Source organism: Pseudomonas sp. AC112, assembly GCF_979253545.1.
This window is the reverse complement of record NZ_CEEDCM010000001.1, coordinates 5,239,388-5,253,069: the sequence shown is the minus strand read 5'-3', so window position 1 is coordinate 5,253,069 and position 13,682 is coordinate 5,239,388. Positions and strand designations below refer to the sequence as shown.

Here is a 13,682-nt window from a genome sequence, read left to right as displayed (position 1 = left end):
GCAAGGTTCCTTATGTGAGGCCAGCCAGCATGCACGCTGGGGGTTGATCACACAACGCGCCGCTGCCAGTGCGCGTAGAACGCCAGGGCCGCGACGTTCTTGTCCTTGGCTTCGAGCATGATGTCGAAGCGGTCGAGAAACTGCAGCGCGTAATCGTTGGTCCAGCGGTTCCACATTTGCGCGCTGTGGGCGTAGAGGTCGCGCTTGGACACCACCTGCAACAGCGCGTCCATTTCCAGCTTGTGCTCGGCGTCGAACCCCAGTTCCTGCAGGCTCTCCTGGGGTTGGGAGTAGTGCATGGTCGGGCGAACGCCGCGCCAGCTTTCGATCACACGGGCGACCCGTTCCGAGTGGGGATCGATGTAGTCGTTTTCATTGATCCAGCAGTGGTGGATGTCCAGCACCACTGGCGCCAGGTCCGCGACTTGCAGGCAGTGGTCCAAACCGTAGGTCTTCTCGTCGTTCTCGAAGGTAATGCAGTTGCGCGCCACTTCCGACAGACGCGCCCACACCGCGCGGGTACCCGCCACGCCAAGGCGACCGGCGATATGCACGTTGCACTTGAGGTCCTGGAAGCGTCGGCCGTAGCCCATCATGCGGATCATGTTGGCGTGGTATTCGAATTCGGCCAGGCTGTTTTCCACCACGCCAGGGTTCTCCGACCCCAACACACAGTACTGGCCGGGGTGGAATGATAGGCGGATATCCGCAGCGCGCGCCAAGTCACCGATCGCGGCAAACCCCTCGACCAACTGATGCTCGATGGCCGGGTCCTTGTACACCGCGGCGATTTTCGGGTGGCTGTAGAACGGCAACAGATCGCTGCTCAGGCGCAGCATGCGCAAGGTTGGCGGCAATTCGGCGACATACGACAACAGGCGCAATTGGGCCGCCAGGTTGTGGGTGACCACTTCCACCAATTTGTCGCGGGCCACTTGGGGCGTGACGCTGTCCATCCAACGCAACGTGGTGGTGCGCGGGTTGAAGGGGCCTTCGATCAGCTTCAAGGCGCTGGCCGACAGCAGGCGTTCGGGATGCTTGTACTGGCACGCGAAGCCGATTCGAGGGTGGGTCATGGAGAGGCCTGAAGGTGAACAATCGTGGGGATTATAAGAGCTTAGGTGGGTAACACCGCCAGGGGTTCACTCTGGAAAATAAGTTGAATCCTGGTTTTCGCAGGCAGTCACCTATAAGGACAACAGCGAGACGACAACGCAACGGAGGTGGCGATGAACCTTGCAATGACACTCTTCAGCCTGTTTGCCGGATGGATGGCGATTGTGTTTTCGATGATGTGGGGCGTACTGCGGGTAGTACGCTGGCACCATGATTAGCACGCCAGATGGGCGCTACTTTGTGGTCAAGGGCCAACTCTGGCGCTGCACCAACCCGGCGCTGGACGAAGACACCCGCCAGCGCCTGGTCAATGCATTGATGGACGCGCGCCGTGCCGTCAAAGCGGCCAAGGCCTCGGGTGACCCGCAACAACTGAGGGTGGCGCGACACCAGGTGCACAGTGCCAAGGTCGACCTTGGCGAACGCGGCCCCGTCTGGTGGAGCGATGGCAGCCCGGACTTCAATCGCTGTCAGGTTGCCAATACGCCTTATGCACAATGGTTTGAAAAACATCTGGATATGAAACCCCAGTGAACTTTCCCGCGAACGTCACGCTCCTTTCCTATGCGAAGTCATTGCGCCCTGAATCCAGGAGCGCTGAACGATAAGGAGCCGCCCCCCCATGACTACCCTCCCCGCCTACTACGCAACACGGCCAGGCCCGCTGCATGCACTCTTGCTGGCTGGCAGCGTACCGTTGTTTCTGGGTGCCCTGCTCAGCGACGTTGCCTACGGCCAGACCTATCAGATTCAATGGGCCAACTTCGCTTCCTGGCTGATTGCCGGCGCCTTGGTGTTCAGTGGGTTCGCGCTGTTGTTCGCGCTGGTCAACCTGCTTCGTGCGCGGCGTAAATCCGGGCGACCGGCCGCTTACTTCCTGTTGCTGCTGGCGGCCTGGGTACTGGGTTTGGTCAATGCCTTCCAGCATGCCAAGGATGCGTACGCCATGATGCCCGCCGGCCTGGTGCTGTCGGTGATCGTTACGCTGCTGGCACTGGTGGCTGCGTGGATCGGCCTGACTGACCTGCGTTCGGGAGATGCCAAATGAAAACGTCCAGCACCCTGACCCTGTTGAGCGCCGCCCTGTTGCTGACCGCCTGCGGTGGCGAAGGCGACAAGACCCAGGCCCGCGGCCCTGACCCGAAACTGCCGGAGCAGCAAAGCAGCCTGCTGCCGAGCATGAAGATTGCCGAACCGGTGCCGTGGGGCGAGCAAAAACCCAGGGTTCCGGAAGGCTACAGCGTGACCGCCATCGCCACCGACCTGGCCATCCCGCGCCAGACCCTGGTGCTGCCCAACGGCGACATCCTCGTCGCTGAAGGCCGTGGCGGCAGTGCGGCCAAGCTCAAGCCCAAGGACGTGATCGCCAGCCTGATCAAGGCCGAAGGCAACACCAAGGTCAAGAGTGGCAACCGCCTGACCTTGCTGCGTGACGCCGATGGCGACGGCACCTACGAACTCAAGACGGTGTTTGCCGACAACCTCAACGCGCCGTACGGGCTGGCGTTTGCCAACGGCAAACTCTACGTGGCCAATCAGGATGCGCTGGTGAGCTTCGACTACGCCGACGGCCAGACCAAGGCCAGCGGCCCACCGAGCAAAGTCACCGACCTGCCGGCGCAAATCAACCATCACTGGACCAAATCCCTGGCCGTGAGCGCTGACGGCAGCCAGCTCTACGTGGGCATCGGCTCCAACAGCAACGTCACTGAACGCGGCATGGAAGTGGAGATCGACCGCGCAATGGTCTGGCAGATCGATGCCGCCACCGGCGCGCACAAGCCTTACGCCACCGGCCTGCGCAACCCGACGGCACTGACCATCCAGCCGGACACCGGGCAACTGTGGACGGTGGTCAACGAACGCGACGAACTGGGCCCGGACCTGGTACCGGACTACCTCACCTCAGTGCGTGAAGGTGCCTTCTATGGCTGGCCCTACAGCTATTGGGGCCAGAACGTCGACCCGCGTGCACAGCCGCAGAACCCGGCCAAGGTCGCCGCCGCGATCAAGCCGGATTACAGCCTGGGCTCCCACGTGGCGGCCCTCGGCGTGGACTTTTCCATCCCGCAAATGGGCGAGAAATTTGCCGATGGCGTGTTTGTCGGCGAGCACGGCAGTTGGAACCGTGACAACCCGGTGGGCTACAAGGTGATCTTCGTGCCGTTCAGCAATGGCAAGCCGTCCGGTGAGCCCATCGACTTCGCCACCGGCTTCCGCGGTGACGATGGCAAGACCCGTGGGCGCCCCGTGGGTGTGACGGTGGACCCCAAAGGCGCACTGATCATTGCGGATGACCTGGCCAATACCGTGTGGCGGGTGACGCGCAACCGCTAAGCAAACTGTTTGACATGGTTGCCTGAAGCAACAATATAATTGCTTAAGGCAACCATTCGAGCATTCCAGCATGTCCACCCCTCTGCTTGTCGAGCGCGCCGGCATCGTGCGTGGTTTCAATCGTTTCTACACCCATCAAATCGGCGTGTTGCAGGAACACCTGCTACAAAGCGATTACTCGCTCACCGAAATCCGCGTGATGTACGAGCTGTCTACCCGTGGCGACCTCACCAGCGCTGACCTGTGCCAAATGCTCAGCCTGGACGCCGGTTATCTGAGCCGGCTGGTGGGCGGGCTGGAAAAACGCGGCCTGATCCAGAAAGTCCGCTCCGTGACCGACGCCCGTGCGGTGCAGTTGCACCTCACCGATCACGGCCGCGACGTGCTGGCACCTCTGGAGCAGCAAACCCAGGACGAAGTCATCACCCTGCTCGACAGCCTGCCCGAACCCCAGCAACGCCAGCTCACCGAAGCCATGAAGCGCATCCAGGCCCTGCTGCAAGGCACGGCGCCCAGCTATCTGCTACGCGATCCACAACCCGGCGACATGGGCGTGGTAGTGCAGCAACAGACCGCGTTGTATGCCCGTGAATATGGTTGGAACTGGGAGTTCGAAGCATTAGTAGCGGAGACGGTCGCCAAGTACCTGAGGGCGTTTGATCCAACCTGCGAGCGTTGCTGGATCGCGGAAAAGGACGGCGAAGTGGTGGGCTCGGTGTTCGTTATCCGCCACGGCGAAACCACAGCCCAACTGCGCATGCTCTACGTGGACGCCAGTGCGCGCGGCATGGGCATCGGCCAACGGCTGGTGGATGAGTGTGTGCGCTTTGCCCGGCAGGTCGGCTACCAACGCATGCAACTGTGGACGGTGGACATCCTCGGCGATGCACGCAAGCTGTATCAGAAGGCCGGGTTCGCGTTGGTCGAGGAAGAAACGATAGACAGCTTTGGCAAATCCCTGGTCAGCCAGACCTGGGCGCTCACGCTTTAAAGTGTTCCCGCGCCGTTGCGGCGCGGGACATAAGACCTTACAGGTCAGTGATTTCCTTGTGACGCGGCACCAGCGTCTTCATCACGCTCCAGGCCACCAGGTAGGCCAACGCACAGATCGCAAACATGATCATGTAGCCGGTGTGAATGTCGCCGACGGACTTATAGTAGTCGAACACCCAACCGCCGATCTTGGTCATTACCACGCCACCCAGGCCGCCGGCCATGCCGCCGATACCGACCACCGAGGCCACGGTTTTCTGCGGGAACATGTCCGACACGGTGGTGAAGATGTTGCACGACCACGCCTGGTGCGCGGAGGCTCCCACGCCGATCAACAGCACCGGCACCCAGAAGCTGATATAGCCGAAGGGTTGCGCCAGCAACACCACGAGTGGAAACAGCGCGATCACCAGCATGGCTTTCATGCGGCCATCGTAGGGCGCATCGCCGCGTGCCATGAAGTAGCTGGGGAACCAGCCGCCACCGATGCTGCCGACCATGGTCATGCTGTAGAGCACCGCCAGCGGCATCACGATATCGGCGCCTTTCATGCCGTATTGCGCCGACAGGTAGGTGGGCAGCCAGAACAGGAAGAACCACCACACGCCGTCGGTCATGAACTTACCAAAGGCAAAGGCCCAGGTCTGGCGATAGGTGAGCAACTTGAACCAGGAGACTTTCTTCTGCACCGCGCCCGCCGCTGCCGGGGTGAAGGGCTCCACGGTCTGGTCGCTGCGGATGTACGCCAGTTCGGCGGGCGACAGGCGTTTTTGCTCATCGGGCTTCTTGTAGAGCGCAATCCACACCGCGACCCACACAAAACCCAACGCACCAATCACGATAAACGCCGCTTCCCAGCCCCAGAGCCCCGCGATCAACGGCACGCAGATCGGCGCCAGGATCGCGCCCACGTTGGCGCCGGAGTTGAAGATACCCGTGGCCAAGGAGCGTTCTTTCTTGGGGAAGTACTCGGCGGTGGCCTTGATCGCAATCGGGAAGTTACCCGCTTCGCCAATCGCCAATACCGCGCGGGACAGCATGAAGCCGGCAATCGACACCGGAATCACCGCCAGGCCTATCGCCCCGCTGATGGCGGCGATGCCCTCGCCCATCGGCACCGAGAACGCATGCATGACAGCGCCCGTCGACCAGATACCGATCGCCACCACATAAGCCGCCTTGGTGCCGATCTTGTCGACAAAGCGCCCGGCGAACAGCATGGAGATCGCGTAGACAAACTGGAACACCGCCGCGATGTTGGCGTAATCGGTGTTACTCCAGCCAAATTGCGTGGACAACTGAGGGGCCAAGAGGCTGAGCACCTGGCGGTCGAGGTAGTTGACGGTAGTCGCGAAGAACAGCATCGCGCAGATGGTCCAGCGATAGTTGCCTACAGCTTGGCCAACGCGGTGAGCGTTGATGGGCTCGTTCAAGTTCATGGCATCACTTTTTATTTTTGTTAGGTAGGACATATGTAACGTCATATGTCGTCGTACAACTGCGACTTTTATAGCGGGACGCCTTTACGCTGTCAATCTCCAAGATTGCCGTTTATCCAGGTATTTAACGCGTATGTGAAATGTCAGGCAGAAGCAGTTGTAGGATGACAAACCCGAAACACCCGACTCGGCGCCTTGCCCGGTACATCGTCCAGTACACCGAACGGTTGCATGCCAAGCTTTTCCAATACCCGGATCGATGCCGCGTGGTCCGGCCGCACCAGCCCGAACACGTCGGGCAGGCCAAGGGTTTCGAACGCCAGGGCCAGCGCGTCTTGGCCCAATTCAGTGGCATAGCCCTGCCCCCAAGCCTCCACCGCAAAGCGATAACCAAGGTTGATGCGCCGTTCGGTCAGGTAGTTGAGTGGCGCGATGCCGCCAAAGCCAATGATGTGCTCCGGCGCCTCACGCCGTGCAATCGCCCACCAGCCATAGCCTTGCTCGGCCCACTGCGCGAGCCAGTGATCCAGCAGGCGTTGCGCAACCTCGAGGCTGGCCATGGGGCCCGCCGGGTTGAACAGGTTCGTCTGCGGGTCGCCGAAGATCGCGAACAATCGCTGCACGTCGCTGGACTGTGGCGGGCGGTAGACAAGACGCGATGAAGTGACCGGCATTCGAATGACTCCTCCTTCACTGAAATGAGCGGGCCGCTTCACAGCCCAGCGCGGGGCAAGCCCGCTCACTACAAAGAATGCAAAAAAAGCAAATTAGTGGTGAATTATTTCATGTCCGCTTGTATCTGAACTGACAGAGCGGTGCCATCGCTGCGATGGCACCTCCCCTGTTCTGCTTTAGAGTGCCCCGCATGAAATTACGTAAGAAAAGCGTCAAGCCCATCGGATTGAAAGACATCACCATCGTCGACGACACCAAAGTGCGCAAGGCGATCACCGCCGCCGCACTGGGTAATGCCATGGAATGGTTCGACTTTGGCGTCTACGGCTTTGTCGCCTATGTGCTCGGCAAGGTGTTCTTCCCCGACGCCTCGCCCAGCGTACAAATGATCGCTGCACTCGGTACGTTCTCGGTGCCCTTCCTGATCCGTCCCCTGGGCGGTCTGTTCTTCGGTGCATTGGGCGATAAGTACGGGCGACAAAAAGTCCTCGCCGCCACCATCGTAATCATGTCCCTTAGCACCTTCGCCATCGGCTTGATCCCCTCCTATGCCTCCATTGGCATCTGGGCGCCGATCCTGCTGTTGCTGTGCAAGATGGCCCAGGGTTTCTCGGTCGGTGGCGAATACACCGGCGCGTCGATCTTCGTGGCCGAATATGCCCCGGACCGCAAGCGCGGTTTCCTCGGCAGCTGGCTGGACTTCGGCTCCATCGCCGGTTTCGTGCTGGGCGCCGGTGTGGTGGTGCTGATTTCCAGCGTCGTGGGCGAGGCCGATTTTGAAGCGTGGGGCTGGCGCCTGCCGTTCTTCCTCGCCCTGCCCCTGGGCATCATCGGCCTGTACCTGCGCCATGCCCTGGAAGAAACCCCCGCGTTCCAGCAACACATGGACAAGCTCGAACAAGGCGACCGCGAAGGCCTGACCCACGGCCCCAAGGTCTCGTTCAAGGAAGTCGCGACCAAGCACTGGCGCAGCCTGCTGACCTGCATCGGCATCGTGGCGGCGACCAACGTGACCTACTACATGTTGCTCACCTACATGCCGAGCTACCTGTCGCACAACCTGCACTACAAAGAAAACAGCGGCGTGCTGATTATCATCGCGATCATGGTCGGCATGCTGTTCGTGCAGCCGTTCATTGGTTTCATCAGTGACAAGATCGGCCGCAAGCCCTTCATCATCGCGGGCAGTATCGGCCTGCTGTTCTTGTCCATCCCGGCGTTCATGCTGATCACCAGCGGCAAGATCGGGCTGATCTTCGCTGGCTTGCTGATCCTGGCGGTGATCCTCAACTTCTTCATCGGCGTGATGGCGTCGACGCTGCCGGCGATGTTCCCCACTCACCTGCGCTACAGCGCGTTGGCCAGTGCGTTCAACGTCTCGGTGCTGATTGCCGGCCTTACCCCGACCGCCGTAGCCTGGCTGGTGGAAAGCACCAACGACCTGTACATGCCCGCCTACTACCTGATGGTGTTTGCCGTGGTCGGCCTGATCACCGGCCTGACCATGAAGGAAACTGCCAACAAGCCACTGCGCGGCGCAGCACCGGCCGCGTCGGACATGGAAGAAGCCAAGGAATTGCTGCAGGAGCATCACGACAATATCGAGCAGAAGATCGAAGACATCGATGCCGAGATTGCCGAATTGGAAGCCAAGCGCAAGAATCTCGTCGAGCAGCATCCGCGCATCAACTAACGCCTGAAAGCGCGGGGTGGCCCAGGCCACCCCGCTACTGGAGTGTCCTCATGGTTCCAAGCGTCACCGCACCACAGTCCTTGCTCAGCGCCGATGAACGCGCTGCCATCGCCGAAATAGAAGCTACCACCAGCATCCTGCAACTGGTCACCCGCCTGACCGGCATGCGCTTTGCCGGCATCGCCAAATTCACCGACTTGGAATGGGTAGTCTGCTCGGTGCACGACACCGTGGACCTGGGCATCCATGTCGACGACGTGCTCGACCTCGAAACCACCCTGTGCAGCGAGTTCTGCATCAACCCGCAGACCCTGTTTATCCCCCAGATCAGCCAGAACGGCCGCTTCGCCGCCCGCCCGGTGGTCAAGCAATACGCCATCGAGAGTTACGCCGGGGCGCCGATCTTCTTGCCCGACGGTCGCCTGTTTGGCGCTCTGTGTGCGCTGGACTCTCGGGCGATGCTGTTCGAGGACCCCAACCTGCCGGAAACCCTGAGCCTGTTTGCGCGACTGATTGGGTGCATATTCTTCGCTAACCTGACGTCCGACCGCTGATCCCAGCCTGGGCCATCGGCGATTTACATTCGCCTGCCCAGGTAAGTGGAGCGCCTCCCTTCTCGACGGTCTAAGTTTTTCGCCGGGGCGGCCGATAGCAAGACATACCCTGACTTGCAGCGACGCCCTGCGGGAAACAATGCCCAACTCTCTCGCTCCTATCGTTCGTTCGCTCTCCGACCGCACCAGCCTGTCGCTGGCACGCACATCGTTGTTCAAGTTCATCGCGTTGCTGACCGTGGTCTTTGCGGCGGCCACATACTCGCTGGTTTACCTCGCCCGCGATCTTGACCGTTCCGAACAGGCTGAGAGCGCCTTCTACACGCGCAAAGCCGTGGATTCCCTGGAAAAGTCGCTGCGCGTGACCGTCAAGGACTACGCGTTCTGGAGCGATGCCTACAAACACCTGCATGTGAAGGTGGACACTGACTGGGCGTTCGCGCGGGGTAATGTGGGGGCCACGCTGTATCAGGATTTCGGCTTCCAGGGCCTGTTTGTGGTCAACCCTCTCAACCGCACGGTTTACGCGGTGGTCGATGGGGCGCTGGAACAGGTCGAACTCACCGCCTGGCTGGGCCAACCCATCGACGACATTCTGGAAAAGGCGCGCGCCGGGGCAGATGACGAAAAACCGGTCACGGCCTTTATCAACGTGCATGGCAGCCCGGCACTGGTAGCCGCCGCCGCGATCACACCGGGCACCGACCCCACGGTCATGACGGATGGCCGGCCACCGTCGGTGCTGATCTTCATCGACATCCTCAATACCGCCAAGCTGGCCGTGATCGGCAACGACTTCGGCGTGGAACAACTGCACATCGCCACCCCTGACGAAATCGGCAAGACCTTGCTCTACCCCTTGGGCGACAACGGTGCCGCCGGCAGCCTGCACTGGGAACCCGCGCGGCCCGGTCTGCGGCTGATGGGCGTGGGGCTGCCGTTGTTAGGCCTGGCGGCCTTGCTGGTGTGCCTGATGAGCTGGGTCATTTCACGCCGCACCACCGCCGCCGCGCTGGCCCTTGATGCCAGCCATTCGTCGCTGCAAAACAGCCAGATTGCACTGGCCACCAGCGAAGCACGCTTTCGCGATGTGGTGGAGGCCAGCTCCGACTGGGTGTGGGAAATCGATGCCGGTTGGCGTTTTACTTACCTGTCGGAGCGCTTCGAAAACGTCACCGGACTGGCCCGGCACACCTGGATCGGCGCCACGATGAACGACCTGCTGGAGACCGACGGCGGCCTGCTGTCGCAATGGCTGAGTATGCCAGGCCGACGTCCCGATATCAGCGTGCAATGCCGCTATCGCGATGCCGACAGACAGGAACGCACCACGCGCCTGTCTGCGCGGCAGATGCCCTGCGGCGGGTTCCGAGGCACGGCAACCGATGTGACCGAAGAGGTCGAAGCCCGGCGGCGCATCGAGTTCCTGTCCCAACACGACGCCCTCACCGGGTTGCCCAATCGCACGCGCCTGCAAGCGTTCCTCGACGGCAAGTTGAAGGCGCTGGCCACGTCGGGGCGACCGTTAGTCATGCTCAGCCTGGACCTGGACCGCTTCAAGCCGGTCAATGACCTCCTCGGCCACGCCGCTGGCGACCGCGTGCTCAATGCCGTCTCAGGCCGCCTGGCGGCCTGTGTGCGCCATGGGGACCTGGTCGCCCGAGTGGGCGGTGACGAGTTCGTGTTGATTCTCACCGAGGCAGGCACCCAGGGGGAAGTCGAGGGGTTGTGCAGGCGGTTGATCGATTCGATCGAGCAGGCCATCCGCATCGACGAACAGGAAGTGTTCATCAGCGCCAGCATCGGCATTGCCCTCGCGCCCAACGACGCCATCGAGGTCACCGAGTTGCTGCGTTATGCCGATATTGCGCTGTACGAGGCCAAATCCGCCGGTCGCAACACCTGGCGTTTTTATTCCGGGGAAATGAATACCCGCATCATTGAGCGTCGCCGTCTGGAAAGTGACCTGCGCTATGCGATCAAGCACGGGGAGCTGCGCCTGCACTTCCAACCGCGCTACCGCATCGCCGATGGGCAGATGGTGGGTGCCGAAGCACTGGTTCGCTGGCAGCATCCGGACCGTGGCCTGATTGCACCGGACACCTTCATCGCGATTGCCGAGGAGTCGGGGTTGATACTCTCGCTGAGCGACTGGGTACTGAAAACCGCCTGTGCCTGTGCCGCCGCCTGGCCGGATCACTTGTTTGTGTCGGTGAACCTCTCACCCACCGAATTCAAGCGCGGCGACCTGGTGGAGCGCATACGGCGAGCCCTGGACAGCGCCGCCATCCACCCCACGCGGGTGGAACTGGAAATCACCGAAAGCGTGATGCTCGAAGATGCCGTCGGCGCACTGGCAATCATGCATACCCTGAAGCAACTGGGCATCCGCATCGCCATGGATGACTTCGGGACCGGCTATTCCTCCCTGAGCTATTTGCGCGAATTCCCGTTCGACGGCCTCAAGATTGATCGCACGTTCCTGAGCCGGCTTGAGCAAAGTGAAGACGACAAGGCCATCATCCAGGCCATCGTCGGCTTGGGGCGCGCGTTGTCGTTGACCGTCACGGCCGAGGGCATTGAGACGGCTGAACACCTGGCAATGCTCAAGGCGGTGGACTGCGAGGAAGGCCAGGGCTACTTTCTCAGCCACCCGCTGGATCTCGAGGCGTTCAACGGCCTGTTGGACGTGCACGCCGGCCTGGTGCAGTCATAACGCGCGGCTGACCGGCCCTACCGGAAAAAATGACTCGGCGTCTTGCCAAACTGTTTCTTGAACATGCTGGTAAACGCACTGGGGCTTTCATAGCCCAGTTCCAGGGCGATATCGATCACCTTCTCGCCCACCGCAATACGTTCCAGCGCCAGCAACAGCCGTGCCTGCTGGCGCCATTGGCCGAAGGTCATGCCGGTTTCCTTGCGGAACAGGCGCTGGATGGTTTTCTGGTCGAGGTTCAGGCGCTCGCCCCAGTGTGCCACGGTGGAGGCGTCGCTCGGGTCTTCCTGCAGCGCCAGGCTGATGCGCTGCAGGCGCGGGTCGGCGGGCTGGGGCAACGAGAGTGGCAACGCCGGCAGGATGGCGAGTTCGTCGAGGATCAGGTGCATGATCCGCGCATCCCGCGAGTCCTCGGCATACGGTGGCTTGAGGCTGACCGACGCCTTGATCAGCTCGCTCAATAAAGGTGAGATGCTGACCGTCTTCGGCTCGCCGGGCATGTTCGGGAAGCGATCCGGGCGCACGAACACGCTGCGCATTTTCAGCGTGCCCACGCAACGCAGGGAATGCACCTGCCCGGCGGGCATCCAGATTCCGCGATTGGGCGGCACTGTCCATTGGTTCAACGCCGAGTACACCACCATCACGCCTTCGATGGCGTAGAGCAGTTGGTGTTTCTCGTGGCTGTGTTCGGGAATCACCCAGTTTTCCGGGTAGTCAGTGGCAGAACTGATGACCGCCCAAGCGCCTTCATTGATTTCCTGCAAGAATTCATTGAGTGGTTTGATCATTTCGCCCTTTTTGCGATGGTTGTCGCCCGAATTACGCGAGACAGGCATTCTTGACGAATCTAGCATGAACGCCGAATCATTTTGTAATGGATGGTGACCTTAAGAAGTCACCGCCTCTGATTAGCTGCCTTGTATGGAATGCCTGCATGTCGACCCTCACTGCGTCACCCGCCGCTGCAACCACTACACCCCAGGCCAGCCCCTTGGTCATGCGCATCCTCGGCGCCTGCGCCCTGGCGCATTTGATCAATGACCTGATCCAGGCCGTGCTGCCGTCGATCTACCCGATGCTCAAGGCCAACTACGGCCTGTCGTTTACCCAGGTGGGCCTGATCACCCTGACCTTCCAACTGACCGCCTCGCTGCTACAACCCTGGATCGGCTACCACACCGACCGTCATCCCAAGCCGTGGTTGCTGCCGGCGGGCATGGTGTGCACCTTGATCGGCATCCTGATGCTGGCGTTTGTCGGCACCTTCCCGGCGATTCTGCTGGCGGCAGGGCTGGTGGGCGTTGGCTCGTCAACCTTCCACCCGGAAACCTCGCGCGTCGCCCGCCTGGCGTCCGGCGGTCGCTACGGCCTGGCGCAATCGACGTTCCAAGTGGGCGGCAACACCGGCAGCGCCTTGGGCCCGTTGCTCGCGGCTGCGATCATCATTCCCTACGGCCAGGGCAATATCGCCTGGTTCGGGCTGTTCGCAGTGTTTGCGATCCTGGTGCTCTACGGCTTGAGCCGCTGGTACCGCCACCACCTCAGCCTGTTCAAGCTCAAGCAAGGCGGCAAAGCCACCCACGGGCTGTCCAAAGGCCGTGTGACCTTTGCCCTGGTGGTGCTCGCCGTGCTGGTGTTCTCCAAATACTGGTACATGACCAGCCTCACCAGCTACTTCACGTTCTACCTGATCGAGAAATTCCAGCTGTCGGTCGCAAGCTCGCAGATGTACTTGTTCCTGTTCTTGGGCGCCGTGGCAGTCGGCACCTTTGCGGGCGGCCCGATCGGCGACAAGATCGGCCGTAAGAAAGTCATCTGGTTCTCCATCCTCGGTGCCGCGCCGTTCACCCTGGCCCTGCCCTACGTCGACCTGTTCTGGACGGCGGTGTTGAGCGTGGTGATCGGCTTTATCATCGCGTCGGCCTTCTCGGCCATCGTGGTGTATGCCCAGGAACTGGTGCCTGGCAACGTGGGCATGATCGCCGGGATCTTCTTCGGCCTGATGTTCGGTTTCAGCGGGATTGGTGCGGCGTTGCTCGGTTTGCTCGCCGATACCCACGGTATCGAGTACGTGTACACCCTGTGCTCGTTCCTGCCGTTGGTGGGCATCCTCACGGTCTTGCTGCCCACGACCAAGGGCGCCTGACCTGCCGATC

General features: G+C 61.3%; 12 protein-coding genes. 8 read left to right on the top strand and 4 right to left on the bottom strand.

The annotated features are described in order from the left end of the window. Positions 1–47: 47 nt before the first annotated feature. On the bottom strand, positions 48–1,076 hold the full coding sequence (locus tag AC0IYN_RS24425) for a UV damage endonuclease UvsE (protein WP_471843639.1): 1,029 nt from the start codon (positions 1,074–1,076) through the stop codon (positions 48–50). 250 nt (positions 1,077–1,326) lie between these two features. Between AC0IYN_RS24425 and AC0IYN_RS24420 the strand changes: the two genes are divergently transcribed. From AC0IYN_RS24420 to AC0IYN_RS24405, 4 genes are all read left to right on the top strand, one after another. After that, positions 1,327–1,650, top strand: coding sequence for a hypothetical protein (locus AC0IYN_RS24420; RefSeq protein WP_457238222.1), 324 nt, complete (start codon positions 1,327–1,329; stop codon positions 1,648–1,650). 88 nt (positions 1,651–1,738) lie between these two features. Then, a complete protein-coding gene (locus AC0IYN_RS24415; protein WP_406599222.1) occupies positions 1,739–2,164 on the top strand; it encodes a DUF2231 domain-containing protein in 426 nt (141 codons plus the stop codon). Continuing rightward, entirely contained in the window at positions 2,161–3,453 is a 1,293-nt protein-coding gene (locus AC0IYN_RS24410) for a PQQ-dependent sugar dehydrogenase (RefSeq protein WP_406599223.1), read from the top strand. The genes AC0IYN_RS24415 and AC0IYN_RS24410 overlap by 4 nt, the downstream gene beginning before the upstream one ends. Before the next feature lie 70 nt (positions 3,454–3,523). Next, positions 3,524–4,444 carry a bifunctional helix-turn-helix transcriptional regulator/GNAT family N-acetyltransferase gene (locus tag AC0IYN_RS24405; RefSeq protein WP_248481257.1) on the top strand — a complete coding sequence of 307 codons (921 nt, stop codon included), beginning with the start codon at positions 3,524–3,526 and terminating at the stop codon, positions 4,442–4,444. Positions 4,445–4,481: 37 nt separating this feature from the next. On the opposite strand, the gene AC0IYN_RS24400 is transcribed toward AC0IYN_RS24405, so the two are convergent. Both AC0IYN_RS24400 and AC0IYN_RS24395 read right to left on the bottom strand, forming a co-directional pair. Then, the gene (locus AC0IYN_RS24400; RefSeq protein ID WP_406599225.1) at positions 4,482–5,885 is read right to left on the bottom strand and encodes an MFS transporter; all 1,404 of its coding nucleotides are present in this window, start codon (positions 5,883–5,885) and stop codon (positions 4,482–4,484) included. A gap of 143 nt (positions 5,886–6,028) precedes the next feature. Next, the gene (locus AC0IYN_RS24395) at positions 6,029–6,559 is read right to left on the bottom strand and encodes a GNAT family N-acetyltransferase (protein ID WP_457238220.1); all 531 of its coding nucleotides are present in this window, start codon (positions 6,557–6,559) and stop codon (positions 6,029–6,031) included. 191 nt (positions 6,560–6,750) lie between these two features. Between AC0IYN_RS24395 and proP the strand changes: the two genes are divergently transcribed. The 3 genes from proP to AC0IYN_RS24380 all read left to right on the top strand — a co-directional run bounded on the left by proP (position 6,751) and on the right by AC0IYN_RS24380 (position 11,523). Then, on the top strand, positions 6,751–8,253 hold the full coding sequence (gene proP / locus AC0IYN_RS24390; RefSeq protein ID WP_406599227.1) for a glycine betaine/L-proline transporter ProP: 1,503 nt from the start codon (positions 6,751–6,753) through the stop codon (positions 8,251–8,253). Between the two features lie 50 nt (positions 8,254–8,303). Further along, a complete protein-coding gene (locus tag AC0IYN_RS24385; RefSeq protein WP_406599228.1) occupies positions 8,304–8,807 on the top strand; it encodes a GAF domain-containing protein in 504 nt (167 codons plus the stop codon). Between the two features lie 139 nt (positions 8,808–8,946). Further along, positions 8,947–11,523 (top strand): bifunctional diguanylate cyclase/phosphodiesterase, encoded by a 2,577-nt coding sequence (locus tag AC0IYN_RS24380; protein ID WP_471843633.1) that lies wholly within the window; start codon positions 8,947–8,949, stop codon positions 11,521–11,523. 17 nt (positions 11,524–11,540) lie between these two features. On the opposite strand, the gene AC0IYN_RS24375 is transcribed toward AC0IYN_RS24380, so the two are convergent. Continuing rightward, positions 11,541–12,362: an AraC family transcriptional regulator gene (locus tag AC0IYN_RS24375; protein WP_457238217.1), complete on the bottom strand. Its 822-nt coding sequence runs from the start codon at positions 12,360–12,362 to the stop codon at positions 11,541–11,543. A 98-nt stretch (positions 12,363–12,460) separates the two neighbouring features. Between AC0IYN_RS24375 and AC0IYN_RS24370 the strand changes: the two genes are divergently transcribed. After that, positions 12,461–13,672 (top strand): MFS transporter, encoded by a 1,212-nt coding sequence (locus AC0IYN_RS24370; protein ID WP_406599231.1) that lies wholly within the window; start codon positions 12,461–12,463, stop codon positions 13,670–13,672. Positions 13,673–13,682: the final 10 nt, after the last annotated feature.